The 15488-nt window shown below is 45.3% G+C and carries 13 protein-coding genes; 6 read left to right on the top strand and 7 right to left on the bottom strand.

Annotated elements, in window-relative coordinates; translation table 11 throughout:
- Nucleotides 1–61: 61 nt before the first annotated feature.
- From ABL924_RS01425 to ABL924_RS01405, 5 genes are all read right to left on the bottom strand, one after another.
- On the bottom strand, nt 62–1279 hold the full coding sequence (locus ABL924_RS01425) for a type II secretion system F family protein (RefSeq protein ID WP_349025279.1): 1218 nt from the start codon (nt 1277–1279) through the stop codon (nt 62–64).
- 2 nt (nt 1280–1281) lie between these two features.
- Entirely contained in the window at nt 1282–2994 is a 1713-nt protein-coding gene (gene pilB, locus ABL924_RS01420; RefSeq protein WP_349025278.1) for a type IV-A pilus assembly ATPase PilB, read from the bottom strand.
- 123 nt (nt 2995–3117) lie between these two features.
- Entirely contained in the window at nt 3118–4101 is a 984-nt protein-coding gene (gene cmoB, locus ABL924_RS01415) for a tRNA 5-methoxyuridine(34)/uridine 5-oxyacetic acid(34) synthase CmoB (protein ID WP_349025277.1), read from the bottom strand.
- Nucleotides 4098–4820 carry a carboxy-S-adenosyl-L-methionine synthase CmoA gene (gene cmoA, locus ABL924_RS01410; protein WP_349025276.1) on the bottom strand — a complete coding sequence of 241 codons (723 nt, stop codon included), beginning with the start codon at nt 4818–4820 and terminating at the stop codon, nt 4098–4100. The genes cmoB and cmoA overlap by 4 nt, the downstream gene beginning before the upstream one ends.
- Nucleotides 4821–4969: 149 nt before the next feature.
- Nucleotides 4970–5605 carry an ABC transporter substrate-binding protein gene (locus ABL924_RS01405; protein WP_349025275.1) on the bottom strand — a complete coding sequence of 212 codons (636 nt, stop codon included), beginning with the start codon at nt 5603–5605 and terminating at the stop codon, nt 4970–4972.
- A gap of 156 nt (nt 5606–5761) precedes the next feature.
- Here ABL924_RS01405 and hemB point away from each other — a divergent pair, with 156 nt between their 5' ends.
- The 4 genes from hemB (at nt 5762) to ABL924_RS01385 (ending at nt 10257) form a co-directional block, all read left to right on the top strand.
- Complete coding sequence (gene hemB, locus ABL924_RS01400; protein ID WP_349025274.1) at nt 5762–6784, top strand: porphobilinogen synthase; 1023 nt, start codon at nt 5762–5764, stop codon at nt 6782–6784.
- 93 nt (nt 6785–6877) lie between these two features.
- On the top strand, nt 6878–7579 hold the full coding sequence (locus tag ABL924_RS01395; protein WP_349025273.1) for a urate hydroxylase PuuD: 702 nt from the start codon (nt 6878–6880) through the stop codon (nt 7577–7579).
- Between the two features lie 197 nt (nt 7580–7776).
- Nucleotides 7777–8622, top strand: a complete 846-nt coding sequence (gene aroE, locus ABL924_RS01390) for a shikimate dehydrogenase (protein ID WP_349025272.1) — start codon at nt 7777–7779, stop codon at nt 8620–8622.
- A 234-nt stretch (nt 8623–8856) separates the two neighbouring features.
- On the top strand, nt 8857–10257 hold the full coding sequence (locus tag ABL924_RS01385) for an MBL fold metallo-hydrolase (protein ID WP_349025271.1): 1401 nt from the start codon (nt 8857–8859) through the stop codon (nt 10255–10257).
- A gap of 381 nt (nt 10258–10638) precedes the next feature.
- On the opposite strand, the gene ABL924_RS01380 is transcribed toward ABL924_RS01385, so the two are convergent.
- Both ABL924_RS01380 and ABL924_RS01375 read right to left on the bottom strand, forming a co-directional pair.
- Nucleotides 10639–11307 carry an HAD family phosphatase gene (locus ABL924_RS01380; protein WP_349025270.1) on the bottom strand — a complete coding sequence of 223 codons (669 nt, stop codon included), beginning with the start codon at nt 11305–11307 and terminating at the stop codon, nt 10639–10641.
- Nucleotides 11295–12320 (bottom strand): hypothetical protein, encoded by a 1026-nt coding sequence (locus ABL924_RS01375; RefSeq protein WP_349025269.1) that lies wholly within the window; start codon nt 12318–12320, stop codon nt 11295–11297. The genes ABL924_RS01380 and ABL924_RS01375 overlap by 13 nt, the downstream gene beginning before the upstream one ends.
- A 188-nt stretch (nt 12321–12508) precedes the next feature.
- Here ABL924_RS01375 and ABL924_RS01370 point away from each other — a divergent pair, with 188 nt between their 5' ends.
- Both ABL924_RS01370 and pntB read left to right on the top strand, forming a co-directional pair.
- On the top strand, nt 12509–14062 hold the full coding sequence (locus ABL924_RS01370) for a Re/Si-specific NAD(P)(+) transhydrogenase subunit alpha (protein WP_349025268.1): 1554 nt from the start codon (nt 12509–12511) through the stop codon (nt 14060–14062).
- A 12-nt stretch (nt 14063–14074) separates the two neighbouring features.
- Nucleotides 14075–15466, top strand: coding sequence for a Re/Si-specific NAD(P)(+) transhydrogenase subunit beta (pntB, locus tag ABL924_RS01365; protein WP_349025267.1), 1392 nt, complete (start codon nt 14075–14077; stop codon nt 15464–15466).
- The last annotated feature ends 22 nt before the right edge of the window (nt 15467–15488 follow it).

Genomic DNA, 15488 nt, shown 5'->3' with positions numbered 1-15488 from the left:
ATTCAGCAGGTTAGACCAGCCGCAGCATCCCTTTTGAAGGTAGGAAAATACATGCCGACAATCAAATCGCAGAACCCATTTTGAAGATTGGTAGGTACATAGCTACAACCAAACCGCCGACTAGGGTTCCTAAGATAACCATAATAATGGGTTCCATTAAGCTACTTAGATTATCAACCAGGTTGTCGACTTCTTCTTCGTAAAAATCGGCTACTTTGGACAACATGGCATCAATAGATCCCGATTCTTCACCAATGGCAATCATTTGTTGCACCATGTGTGGGAACAGTTGAGTCTGGCTCATGGCAAACTGTAGTCTGTGTCCGGTGGATACATCTTCGCGCATCTTCATAACAGCATCCGCATACACAATGTTGCCGCAAGCCCCTGAGACCGATTCCAGTGCGTCAACTAGTGGAACACCCGCTGCTGACATTGTTGATAGAGTTCGAGCAAAACGAGCAATAGCGGACTTGTTCAGGATCAGGCCTACTACAGGGACTTTTAACAATACCCTGTCTAGAAAATGATTAAAATTTCTAGACCGTTTCTTGAAATAACCAAATGTATAGACAGTGGCGACTACCGATACAATAATGACCCACCAATATACTTGCATCCATTCCGACATAGCGACAACCATTTGGGTGAAGGCGGGTAAATCGGCACCAAAACTTTTAAACAAATCTGCAAACACAGGTACCACAAAAACCAGCAAGATGGTTGTTACAATAAAAGCTACGGCGACAACCGCTATCGGGTAAGTCAGGGCTTTTTTGATTTTTTTCTTCATGGACTCGGTTTTTTCTTTATAAGTAGCGATTTTGTCCAGCAGGGTTTCTAGTACCCCCGCCTGTTCGCCTGCTTCAACCAAGTTACAAAACAATTCGTCAAAATAGAGTGGCCTTTTGTTTAGTGCTTCCGCCAGGGTGTCGCCGCCTTCAATGTCTGCTTTGATGCTTAATAAAAGTTCTTGCATACTGGGATTTTCATGACCTTTGCCAACAATGTCAAAGGATTGAACCAGAGGAACGCCAGCTTTGAGCATAGTCGCTAGCTGCCTCGAAAAAACCGCAATGTCGCCTGGGGTTATAGCTTTAACCCTGCTTTTAAATAAGGGTTTGGGCTTAAGTTTGATTTTGGTTACTCGGTAGCCTTGCCGCCGCAATTCCGCTTTTGCAACTGCTTCGCTTTTTGCAGGGAACACACCTTTGTTTATTTTTCCGGTTTTGTCTTTCCCTTCCCAGAGAAAATCCAGTTGTTCAGTTTGTTCTGCCATCACTATTCCTTGGTCACTCTGTCAATTTCTTCGATGCTGGTAACACCCAGCCTAACTTTGTTTAAACCTGATGCACGCAAATCATTGATGCCCTCGGATTTTGCTTGTTCAGCTAATTGCATAGCGTTGCCGCCTTGAAGGATCAGGCTGCGCATTTTTTCGCTCAAGGTCATAACCTGATAGATGCCGACCCTGCCTTTATAACCATTTGTACAAAGGTCGCAGCCCACCGCGCCATAGAGCTTGAGAGTTTTGAACTCATCTTCTTTGAAACCGATGGATGAAAGTACATTATCCGGCAGGGTGACTTGTGTTTTGCAATGTTCACATAGCCGTCTAGCCAAACGTTGCGCCATGATTAAATTAACCGCTGAGACAATGTTAAAAGGCGCGATGCCCATTTGCATTAGCCGGTTCAATGTTTGCGGCGCATCATTAGTGTGCAGGGTAGATAAGACTAAGTGACCAGTTTGTGCGGCTTTTACGGCAATTTCGGCGGTTTCTAGGTCACGAATCTCACCAACCATGATGATGTCTGGGTCTTGCCGTAAAAATGCCCGTAAGGCGTTAGCAAAGGTTAATCCTGCCTTAACATTGACGTTGACCTGATTAATGCCCTCTACGGTGATTTCCACAGGATCCTCAGCAGTTGAAATGTTGCTCTCAATCTTATTGAGGAGATTCAAGCCAGTATAAAGAGTCACTGTCTTACCGCTACCGGTAGGTCCGGTTACAAGAACTAATCCATAAGGTTTATTGATGGCTTTGAGAAAGACTTCCTGTTGTTCGGGTTCAAAACCCAGTTTTTCGATACCAATTTGGGCACTGGTGGGATCCAAAATACGGAGAACCACTTTTTCACCAAATAAGGTGGGACAGGTGTTGACACGAAAATCAATCGCACGCGTTTTGGATAATACCATCTTGATACGTCCATCCTGGGGAACGCGGCGTTCTGCGATATCCATTTTGGACATGACTTTGATTCTGGATATGATGCGGTTGGCTATATTTGCCGGTGGACTCGCTATTTGGTGCAATATGCCATCTGATCTGAAGCGGATGCGGAAGTTTTTTTCATAGGGTTCGAGGTGAATGTCGGAAGCCCCTTTTTTGATGGAGTCCAGTAAGACTTTATTAACGAAGCGAACTATCGGCGCATCGTCAATATCGGCATTTACGTCATTTTTTGCAAGATCTTCCTCCCCACCCGTTACGTTCAGATTGTCCAGATCCGTGTCCATAAGGTCAGACATTGTCGTGTCGACAGCTTCCAGGGCAGAATCAATGACTTTATGTAGCTTGTTTTCATCAACTAAAACGGTTTCGAGATTAAGCAAGCTCTGGAATTTAATATCATCGAACCCTTGCGTGGCAGTAGGATCAGATATTCCAAGGAACAAGGTTTTACCGCGTTTTAAAAGGGGCAGGGCATTGTGCTTACGGATCAGTTTTTCGCTGACCAAGTTGATAGGCAAGCTACGAGGATCGATTGCATCCAAGTCAAAAAACGGTACGCCGAATTCTATCGATGCTTTTGACGCAATGACACGGCTATCGACAATTTTGTTCGTAACCAAATAGCTTATCAAGGAGAGCTTGTTTTTTTGGGCATCTTGAATATAGGATCTAGCATCCTTTTCCGTTATTAGACCTTCCTGGATTAGACACTTTGCCAGCCCACTAAAATGAAAATCTGTTGTCGCTGTAGCCATGAGGTCTTTTACTCAATGATATTCATCCAATGAATATAGATGAAAGACGGATAAGGTTCAAGAGTTATAAACAGCTTGCCCTAATCCCAGGCACTGGAAAAGGGTTTCTTGCTTCAAAATAATTTAACAGTTTGCCGTTTGTGCTATGAAAAGGGCTCTTTTGGGTGCGGGCAGTCCTTCGCAAGTCAGTAGTGGATTGCCTTCGTTGAGATAATCTTTTAACGAATGAAAAGTCATCCATTCGGTGCTTCGTTGTTCTTCCGTGCTGGTTGCCGTGACATCAACGAGCCGAATATTCTTAAATCCACAGCGGCTTAACCAGCCCATCAAAGTCGGGCAGCTAGGCAGAAACCAAACGTTACGCATTTGTGCATACCGATCTTCAGGAACTAGCACTTCGCCTAATCCGCCATCAATCACCAGGGTTTCCAAAACCAGCTCGCCGCCAGGGACTAGGCTGTCTCGCAATTCCAGCAAATGGTCGATAGGCGAGCGGCGATGATAAAACACCCCCATCGAAAATACCGTATCAAACGCTTTCATCCCATAAGGCAGGTCTTCTATGCCTAGTGGTAGGACGAAAACTGGCGGAACGCCTCCGTGTAGTTTGTGGATGAACTGAAATTGCATGACGTTAAGTAACATAGGATCAATGCCGACGACACATTTTGCCCCAGCGCCTAGCATACGCCAGCAGTAATAACCATTACCGCAGCCTACATCCAACACCAAGCGGTGCTTGAGCGGGGAAATATGCTGTTCGACACGCTTCCATTTCCAGTCAGAACGCCATTCGGCATCAATCTTGATGCCGAACAACTCATAAGGGCCTTTTCGCCAGGGATGTAGACTTTTTAACTGCGTTTTTAGTGATACTCTTTCCAGTTCTGTCAGCTCATTAACGGAGCCTATTTGTACAGTATGCGCCTCCAATATGCGTTGATTTGTAGAAAAATCTGGGATGCTATCAATTAGCTGTTGCCATGTTGCCAAATGACCATGACGGGTTTGATCCAAAGCATCGCGAATTTGTTGTGGCAATCGGTCTGCCCATACATCTGCCTTCGCAGATCGAAGTACTCGATATAAAGTTTGATAGTCAATCACTTAAGGGCGATTATCGAAGCAAAATTAAAATATTGAAACCACACTTCCGCACTGCTAAAACCTGCATCTAGCAGTCGCTGTTGATGTAGACCGAAGGTTTCAGGGATCAGCACGTTTTCCAATGCGGTGCGTTTTTGGCATATTTCCAGATCGCTATAACCTTGAGCTTTTTTAAACTGATGATGCATATCGGTTTGCAAGGCGTTTTGCTTGTCGTCATCAAACTTTAGCTTTTCCGAAAGAATCAGTATTCCGCCGGGCAACAGTCCGTGGTTAATTCTTTGCAGAAGAACTATTCGGTCTGCTATAGGAATAAACTGTAAGGTAAAATTCAAGACGACGACCGATGCGTTTTCGATGTTTATATCGGTGATGTCAGTACAAAATACATCAACCGGAATCGAAGAGGGTAGTTGCCGCAGTCTATCTTCAAATCCAGACACCATCGCCGATGAGTTATCGACAGCGATAATACGGCAGTTTTGGGCTGCTATCTGTTCACGCATGGATAATGCGGCAGCACCCAAGGAACAACCTAAATCATAACAATGACTGTTTGGCTGCGCGTAACGCTTTGCCAGTAAACCAATCGCCGTGATAATGGTGCTGTAGCCAGGCACAGAGCGTTGGATCATGTCGGGGAAAACGCTGACGACGTCTTCATCAAACGTGAATGCGCTAATGTCGCCGAGTGGATTGGCGTAAATGGAATCTTTCACAGAAATCACGACAAACGAGCCAATGTGCTTAAGGACGGAATGTCAGATAGTATTCCGCAGCTAAACCGATGGTTAAAGTGTAATCGGGTGGAGTTATCAGAGTATGCGCCATCGCTTTTCAAGCGAAAAGGATGGCGTAAGCAGCAATATCAGGAGTTTTTGGCAGACAAAGCTTCTGCGTTACGTTTGGCCAACCCTTCAATCACCGCGCCTAACGAGCCTTTGGTTTTGACTTCGTTGCTGAATGTTGAACGGTAGTTGGTTACTAGGCTGACACCTTCGATCATGATGTCATAAGCCTTCCAGTCGCCATTAGTCAATAACATACGGTAGTTTACACTGATGGGTTGCAGGCCAGGTTGCAATACTTCTGTTTTCACGACAACCTTGTTAGAGCCACTTGCCATTTCCAGAGGCAGAAAACGAACCGTCCAGTCTTTAAATTCCACAAAGGCGCGGGAATAAGTTCTGACCAGCAAAGTCTGGAACTCGTGTTTGAAGCGGGTTTGTTCATCGCTGCTTGCACTATTCCACAATTTACCCAAAACTAACTCGGAAATTTTGTCAAAGTCGGTATGGGGATTGATGGCTTGGTCAACAAATTGGGCAACTTGTGCAAAATTTTGACTGAATGCTTTATCCTGCAACTTCTGTTGGAGTTTGTCGGATGCTTCTTGAATAGCAACCTGGGGAGGCAGCAAGTCTGATGCTTTAGCGGCAGTTATTGACAACAAGCTAATTAGCACAAAGAATAAACCGAATATATTATATTGTTTTGTTTTCATAAAACCCTCTAAAAGCCAGCCGATACGCTTACATTTTATACAATGGCGAACAGCAGTTGAAATGGTGAATAATCAAGAATGTGCTGTATATTTGGTTAACCACTTTCACACGTTACGACGAAAATGCCAGAATAAACCCCCGACATTGCGCAATCCATGAGTACACAAAATATGCCCTATAGTAACATTAATTTTCCTTCCACACGCATGAGAAGAATGCGTTTTGATGATTTTTCACGCCGATTAATGCGCGAAAACCAACTTAGCACTGACGATTTAATATATCCCATGTTTGTTACTGAAGGCTTAAATGGCAGAGAGCCGATTTCATCTATGCCGGGTATCGAAAGGTACACGCTGGATTTGATGTTGGCAGAAGCGCGGGAAGTCTACGAACTTGGCATTCCAGCTATTGCGCTGTTTCCGGTGGTCGGCACAGACAAAAAATCCGACGATGCCGCAGAAGCGTACAATCCTGACGGTTTAATCCAACGTAGTGTTCGCGCCTTGAAACAAGCAGTGCCGCAATTGGGCATCATCACCGATGTTGCGCTTGATCCATTTACGATTCACGGACAAGACGGTCTTACCAATGATCAGGGTTACGTGATTAATGATGAGACCAACGAAGTCCTGGTGCGGCAAGCGCTTTCACATGCCGAGGCAGGTGCAAATATAGTTGCCCCTTCTGATATGATGGATGGCAGAATTGGTGCAATTCGGCAGGCTTTGGAAGCAAAAGGGCATATTAATACCAGGATTCTTGCTTATTCCGCCAAGTATGCTTCCAGTTTTTATGGGCCATTTCGCGATGCCGTCGGCTCGTCTGGCAATTTGGGCGGCGGCAATAAGTACAGCTATCAAATGGATCCGGCCAATTCCGATGAGGCCTTACGTGAAATCCAGCTAGATTTGCAGGAAGGTGCCGACATTGTGATGATTAAGCCAGGAATGCCGTATCTGGACATCATCCGCAGGGTAAAAGACAGCTACGGCGTACCCACTTTTGCTTATCAGGTCAGCGGTGAATATGCTATGATTAAAGCCGCTGCCATGAATGGTTGGCTGGACGAGAAACCAGTTGTTTTGGAATCCCTACTGGCTTTCAAACGTGCTGGCAGTGATGCAATTTTGACCTATTTTGCAAAATCTGTGGCTAAATGGCTGGCTCAGGCTTAAGAGGTTTACCTAGACAAAATATCATCTTCAAGGCATCATCACGACGAAGGGTGTGCTTAAAATCAATAACAACATTACAAAAGAGGTATTGCTATGGAATTAGTTACAACAACTGCCGGTTATGAAATGCTGCTGCGCTGGGGGCATTTGTTAGCAGGTGTCACCTGGATCGGTTTGCTTTACTACTTTAATCTAGTACAAGGCGAATATTTTAAAGAAGCCGATGGTGCGGCAAAATCGGATGCCATACAAAAACTGGTGCCAAGGGCGTTGTGGTGGTTTCGCTGGGGTGCTGTAGTTACTTTGCTGACTGGCTTAGGTATCCTTGGTCTTCGGGGGGCGGGTGGCTCTCTGGATATTTATATTGGCTCGCTTCTTGGTGTTCTCATGTTCACCAATGTGTGGTTGATTATTTGGCCTAACCAAAAAATCGTGATTGCTTCTGCGACTCAAGTCGCAAATGGTGGTCAAGCCCTGCCTGAAGCGGCGGGTGCGTTGGGGACGGCGGGTTTGGCATCACGGACTAATGCCTTGTTTTCAGTGCCAATGTTGTATTTTATGGGGGCTTCATCACATTTCCCACATGGATTTAATGTCATGGCGTTCTTGATTGCCGCTGTGATTATTTTGGCACTAGAGTATAACGGTGCCTATCCAGTACTGAAAAACATCGGTGCGTTGAGCAAATTACCCGCTGGTGGAAAAATGGGGCCTTACACTTCTGTAAAAGGTGTCATTCATTGTGGCTTGGCTTTGACTGTTATCTTGTTCTTAGTCGTCCATTTCATCAAGTAACGCTTAGTGCGCGTACAAAATAGCCGCATTACGCGGCTATTTTTTTGTCTTGTTTTTGGGTGTTAGGCTCAGATGCAATCAAGTCTGTTTTAGTTCCGCCCTAGCTCCTGTCGGCGATTTATTATTTTGCTAAGAAGTCATGAATTTTGGTAAATAGACTAATCTTATGCAAATTACCATCGAAGAAAGGTACAAACATGGCTAAAAAAGACCGTTACGCAGTGTTCGGTTCGCCCATAAAACACAGTAAATCTCCGCGCATCCATCAGCTTTTTGCGGAACAAACCCAACAAGCACTTGAATACACTGCGAAAGAAGTGACATCCGAACGGTTTAAAGAATCGGTTGTCGCCTTTTTTGCTAAAGGCGGTAGAGGTCTAAACTGTACCTTGCCATTGAAAGAACTAGCCTGGGCATTTGCAGATTTGACCACGAAACGCGCCGAATTGAGTAGAGCCGTCAACACCCTTATTATACAAGATGATGACCGTATATTAGGCGACAATACTGATGGCTGCGGCCTTATTACAGATTTAACAGTCAATCACGATCTTGCTTTGACTAAATCCAGGATTCTAATTTTGGGGGCAGGTGGTGCGTGTAGAGGTATTCTTGCCCCTATTCTTGAGTGCTCCCCGCACCAGCTCGTTTTAGCCAACCGTACCCAACAAAAAGCCAGTGACTTGGCAGCAGAGTTTTGTATCTTTGGCGATATAGATGGTTGTGGTTTTGCCGACTTAAAAGGGCAACAGTTTGATTTAATTATCAATGCAACATCGGCAAGTCTAGCCGATGAAATGCTTCCACTTCAAGACGACTTATTAACTCCTGGAGGCATCTGCTATGATCTCGCTTACGGCAACAGGCCAACGGCATTTGTCCGCTGGGGTGTGGAACACAATGCCAAAAAAAGTCTGGATGGGTTGGGAATGCTGGTTGAGCAAGCAGCAGAGGCATTTTTTCTATGGCGATCAGTTAGGCCGCAAACCAAACCAGTTATTGACGCATTGAATGCTGCACGTAATTTTGTTTCAGAGGTCTAAGGAGAGCTTTCTTATTATACCAATCCCAATAAGTTGTTATTTGAATCCCCTCATCCTAACCTTCTCCCACTGGAGAAGGGATAATATGTGAACTTATTGGGATCGGTATTAGTTGGCTTTCCCAAGAAAAGCACTTTTTTAAGAAAACTCTGTCTTCAGGTGCAGAGGTGTAATTTTTCAGCGTGAAACGGGCAAAAGGCTTTGAATTTCTTTCGACCATACAGGGGGGTTCTAATGACAAATCTTACTTTTTTAGGTGCTACTGGGCAGGTGACTGGTTCGTGTTATTTACTGGAAACGGATGCACATCGCATGTTGCTGGATTGTGGCTTATTTCAGGGTTCCAACGAAACAGAAAAGCAGAATGAAGCCGATTTTCCATTCGATCCTGCTAGTATTGATGTCGTTGTTCTGTCCCATGCCCATCTTGACCATTGTGGGCGACTCCCCAAATTGGCGAAAGAAGGCTTCAAAGGTAATGTGTATCTGACTAACGCGAGCTTCGCTTTACTGGATTTGATGCTTAAGGATGCCGTTCATATACAACTTAAAGATACCGAATGGGAAAACAAGCGCAGGGAACGCGCGGGCAAAGAACTACTTGAACCTTTGTATGAACTCGAAGATGTTGAGGCGTTGCTAAAGTTCAGAAAGCCAGTCGCTTATGGCGAGAAAACACAAATCTTACCTGGCATTCAAGTTACTTTTCATGAAGCTGGACATATCCTTGGTTCGTCGATAGTCGAATTGACAATCAAAGACCAAGAAAAAACCAAGACCCTGGTGTTTTCCGGTGACTTAGGTAATCCGAACTCACCTTTGTTACGGGATGCTGAAATTATTACCCAAGCCGATGTGCTGTTGCTGGAATCCACTTATGGGGATAGGGATCATAAACCCCTGGAAAATACGCTGGTAGAGCTCAAGGAAACACTGGCAGAAGCGTCAAAAACAGGCGGTAACGTCATTATCCCTGCGTTTGCTGTTGGACGCTCACAAGACCTAATCTATTGGTTGGGTAAATTACAACGGCAAGGTGGATTGCCTCAGCAACAGATTTATTTAGATAGTCCGATGGCGATTAGCGCCAGCAAAATCTATGCACAGCATAGCCAGTTGTTCAATATTGATGACCCTGAATTTATTAAGGTTGCCCCAAAAGGCTGGCAGCAATGGCTGCAAGGCCTGATATATTCTGAAACCGCCGAGCAATCTATGGCAATCAATCGAATTGCTGGCGGAGCGATTATTATTGCCGGTAGCGGTATGTGTAACGGTGGGCGTATTCGCCATCACCTCAAATATAATCTCTGGCGGCGTAACACCCATGTCATTATCGCCGGGTATCAGGCGGAAGGTACGTTAGGCCGCATTCTGGTGGATGGCAAAAAGAAAATTTTGAAGATTTTAGGCTCTGAAGTTAATGTCGAAGCCAAGATACATACCCTGGGCGCATTAAGCGCCCACGCCGACCAAAGTCAGTTATTACAGTGGGCAAGTCATTTTAGAGAGCCTAAACCCAAGTTATTCCTTATTCATGGCGAAAAAGCGGCTGCCTTATCCTTGCAAACCTGTTTCAAACGCAGAGGTTGGCAAGCGCAAATACCAAGAGTTGGCGAGCGGATAATGTTTTAGCAGCAAAGCCAGTCTTCATAAAGGGGAGCATATGAAATTGAGCTGTGTCGCCAGATGAGAAATTCAGTTGAAATTATAGGTATTCGTAAAGTCTGTAAAATTAGCCACTTTAATAATCGGCGGCATTTTTAATAAAGCTTATGTTCCCAGTGGAGAGGAAGATTTTAAAGATTCTCATAGGTGTTTATACCAACACACGTTTGATCGGATTTTTTCGTTCGTTTGGAAAATAGCGACTCCCCGCCCCGACAAGGGGTATGAGGTAGTATTGCGCGATGACATCGACGCGATGTCGGAATGATGCGTATTTTCACGCCACAAACAACGCTTCGCGAAAACACACAGCCCTATCGCTTCTGGGGGCTAAAAATCATCACTCCGCTAACGCTGCGCTTCCAAGATTTTCAGTGCCTGCATCAGATTTTCTAACTGGCAATTGCACAATGCTGATGCTTGTAGATTGACAGGAAAAGTCGACGGTACATATACCGTGTAAGCCCCCGATGCAGATGCTGCGACGATACCGGTATGTGAATCTTCAAATATTACGCACTGCTGAATATCAACCTGCATCCGCTCAGCTGCTTTCAAGAAAATATCGGGGGCAGGCTTAACACTCCGTACATCATCACCAGTGACAACCAACGGAAAGCAATGGCTTAGTCCAGCAATAGTAAGGCATTCATGCGCGTATATAGATGAACTATTGGTTGCAAGGCTGAAGGGAATTTCGTGTTGCTGGGCATAATCGAGCAAATTAGTAACACCTGATTTGACCGCGATGCCGTGTTGGTTCACGTATTTCCGCCAACATTCAGTCCCCAACCGCTTAAAGGTATGCAGATCAAAATCATGCCCTAACCAACTCAATATCTGTGCTTCGACTTGCTGGTAATGAAATCCAGAGACGACCTTGAAAGCATCCACCTCAAGCCGATAACCCATTTTCGTAACCGCTTGTTGCCATGCTGCAAAATAGGTAGGTTCGGTATCCAGAACCAAACCATCCATGTCAAAGATAAATGCGGTAAAGTCGGTCAGTTTGGGCATTGGATGACCTTGATGTATTCGCCCGGTGCTTCCCTACTGGAGCCGACCACGATGCGTTTGCTACCATCTTCCGCCTGCTCCAAAAAGCCAGAAACTTCAACCGTCTCACCCACAAATGCTTGTCCCGTATAGGTTGCAATAAAGCAAACGACCGTATTGATAGTTTCATGGTCGATTACAAATTTGGCTGGATAATCAAATCCGTATCGGTCTTCGATTATTTTGCACTGCACATTAATTTCGCCGCATTTTTGATAATTGATTGGTTCGGATTGAGTCTGGCTATCAACAAAATTCAGGTCGAATTTTCGCCCATTAATCAACCCTTTGTTGAATTTACGGCGTTCATGCCAGATGTATTCCTGCAAGCTTAAGGTACATGACCGTCGTGCGTAAGCTTCCTGCCAATCCTTATTGCCCAGATCACCTAGCTGGTTGCTTATGAGCTCAGCGGTAATTGCACGCGCTTTGTGAAAGTGTTCACGGTCATAAAATACCAGGTCAATATCTGAACTTGGTTGCTGAACACCTATCAATATCGACCCTGTTACGCCGATTTGTGATAGCTCTAGGCCGTTTTGTTGGAATAACTGGCACAAATCGAACAAATCCTGCTCAACCTTATCGCGTTGTTGACTAAGAAATATCTGCTGCAAACGTTGTTTTGGATGATGATGCTTGATGATACGCCCAGTTGCTACTGCATGGAGTTGGGCATCCAATATCGTTGAATAATGCAGATACTCTGGATGATACGCTTGTAGAAACGTGTTCGCTTGCTCGGTCGTAACCTTACGCCATAACCTGTTTTGTTTGGGATTGTACTTAAAGAAAACCCTAATGCTTTCAAACAAGGAGAAAGTGCTTTGGGAGGTTTTTTTTATATATCGTAAAAAACACAGTAACTTCTCCTCCGCACCGCAATTTTCTACACCATTTTGGACAACCGCAAAACATAGCCCTTCCGTGGTTTCGATAAAGTCTTTGGAGAGATAAGGGGCTAATTTCGACATTGATTAATTTTTGCTAAAGTAACGAATGACTAAGGCGAAAGACTTGCTGTTTTGAGCTTGCCATCTTTCGATTTTCGCCTAGGTCAAATACCTATTGAAACTCTGAGGTTATTCTTATATGCTCGGACTGTTTTGACCTATAAAATACCATCACCCATCATACCTTAAATAATCAACAGGAAAACCTTATGAAGATTGGTGTACCGAAAGAAATTCATCCCGGTGAAAAGCGTGTAGCCACCACGCCGGAAGCAGCAGAACAACTTATCAAGTTGGGCTTTTCGGTCTTTATCGAAAGCGGCGCTGGTGTAAGTGCGAATATTTCCGATGAGGTTTACAAGGAGGCCGGTGTTGAGATCGTTAAAGATGCAAAGACACTCTGGCAAATTGCCGACATTATTATGAAAGTGCGAGCTCCAGAGCAACATTCAGAACTCAATATCAATGAAATTGACTTACTGCCCCAAGGCGGAAAGTTGATTAGCTTTATCTGGCCAGCACAAAATGAAGCTTTGATGAATCAACTCGCTGCTAAAGGCGCGACCGTACTAGCTATGGACAGCGTACCTCGTATTTCCAGGGCGCAAAAACTGGATGCCTTAAGCTCGATGGCTAATATCGCTGGCTATCGCGCCATTGTCGAAGCGGCTCAACATTTTGGCCGCTTTTTCACCGGACAGATTACCGCTGCCGGAAAGATACCTCCTGCAAAAGTTTTGGTCATAGGTGCGGGTGTTGCCGGTTTAGCCGCTATTGGTACGGCAAAAAGCATGGGCGCTATTGTGCGTTCATTCGATACCCGTCCTGAAGTAAAAGAGCAGATTGAAAGTATGGATGCCGAATTTTTGATGCTGGACTTCAAAGAAGAAGGCAGCGGTACCGGCGGTTATGCCAAGACCATGTCCAAAGAGTTCATCGAAGCCGAAATGGCTTTGTTTGCCAAGCAAGCAATGGAAGTGGATATCATCGTTACCACAGCTTTGATTCCAGGAAAACCAGCACCAAAATTAATCACGGAAGCCATGGTTATCTCAATGAAATCCGGCAGCGTTATCGTCGATTTGGCGGCCGAACAAGGCGGCAACTGCGAATTAACCGAAAAAGATAAGGTTGTTGTCAAGCATGACGTGACAATTATCGGTTATACCAACCTGCCAAGCCGTTTGGCTAACCAATCCAGCCAGCTTTACTCTACCAATCTAAGGCATTTGTTAACCGAGTTATGCCCAGAGAAAAATGGCGTTATCAACGTCAACATGGAAGACGAAGTGATCCGGGGTACGACAGTTATTAAAGAGGGTAAAATCACCTGGCCACCACCGCCTCCAACACTTTCAGTTGCACCGCAACCCCAAACCGAAGCGCCAGCTTACCAGCCAGAAACACCAAAAAAAGAAGCGTCCTGGTTTAAACAAATACTTCCTTTGCTGATAGGTGGGGCTGTTCTGTTCGGGATTGGATCAGTCGCTCCAGCTGCATTTATGGAACATTTTACGGTTTTTATTTTGGCATGCTTTGTCGGTTATCAAGTAATTTGGAATGTAAGCGCATCGTTGCACACACCGTTAATGAGCGTAACGAATGCTATTTCCGGCATTATCGTCATCGGAGCTTTGGTGCAAATATCATCGCCGACTCAAACTGTTATGGTATTGGCCGGATTAGGTGTTTTACTCGCTTCAATCAACATCGCCGGTGGCTTTCTGGTCACCCGTCGCATGTTAGAAATGTTCAGAAAATAAGGGGAAACAACAATGTCTCAAAGTTTAGTCACGATGTCTTACATCGTCGCCACCATTCTGTTCATTCTAAGTTTAAGTGGATTAAGTAACCAGGAAACCGCCCGTCGCGGCAATTATTACGGCATGTTAGGTATGGCGATTGCCATTATTGCCACTGTACTCAGCGGCGCAGTAACTTCTTACGGAATCCTGGTTGGTGCGCTCGTTATCGGCGGTTCCATAGGTTTGTTTGCTGCAAAAAAAGTGGCGATGACGCAAATGCCTGAGCTGGTCGCCATCATGCACAGCCTGGTCGGCATGGCGGCGGTCTTGGTAGGTTATGCCAATTTTATGGATACTTCATTAACGTTGACTGGGGTAGAAAAAACCATCCATGAAGTTGAAATTTACTTAGGTATTTTGATCGGAGCAGTCACATTTTCAGGTTCGGTTATTGCTTTTTGCAAACTCAGCGAAAAAATCAGTGGCAAACCCATGTTGTTGCCTGCCCGTCACTGGCTTAATCTGGGTTTATTGATAGGGGCAATCGTCCTGGGCGGCATATTCCTGCATCAAACAGAGAGCGGCGGCGGTCTTTATCCTTTAGCCATTATGACCGTTATTGCCCTGTTATTCGGCATCCATATGGTAATGGCCATTGGCGGTGCGGATATGCCCGTTGTAGTTTCCATGCTTAACAGCTATTCCGGCTGGGCAGCAGCGGCAACCGGTTTCATGTTAAACAACGATTTGCTGATTGTAACTGGCGCACTCGTTGGTAGTAGCGGTGCAATCTTGAGCTATATCATGTGCCGTGCCATGAACCGCCACTTCCTGAGCGTAATTGCTGGTGGTTTCGGTACAGCATCCGGCGGGGAAGCTGCGATTATCGAGGGCGAAGTCCATCCGATAGATGCCGAAGAAACAGCCCGGCTTCTTATGGACTCCAAAAACATCATGATTATCCCTGGTTATGGTATGGCGGTTGCCCAAGCACAGCATACCGTCAACGAAATCACCAAATTCTTGCGTGATAAAGGCAAAAAAGTCGGTTTCGGTATCCATCCGGTTGCCGGACGTATGCCTGGGCACATGAACGTTTTGCTAGCGGAAGCCAAAGTGCCTTACGACATCGTCTACGAAATGGATGAAATTAATGAAGACTGGGATAAGGTCGATATCAGCATTGTCATCGGTGCCAACGACATCGTTAACCCCTCCGCATTGGATGACCCTAACAGTCCGATTGCAGGTATGCCCGTGCTGGAATGCTGGAAAGGCGACACCACCATCGTCATGAAACGCAGTATGGCTTCGGGTTATGCCGGGGTCGGCAATCCTTTGTTTGTGAAAGACAATACGCGGATGTTGTTTGGTGATGCCAATAAGATGCTGCAGGAGGTTTTGAAGGCGTTGAAGGGTTAGTAACCTGGTAAGGCGGGTCTCG

Source organism: Methyloglobulus sp. (genome assembly GCF_040079455.1).
Classification (GTDB): Bacteria; Pseudomonadota; Gammaproteobacteria; order Methylococcales; family Methylomonadaceae; genus Methyloglobulus.
This window is presented reverse-complemented; position numbering and strand designations above follow the sequence as displayed.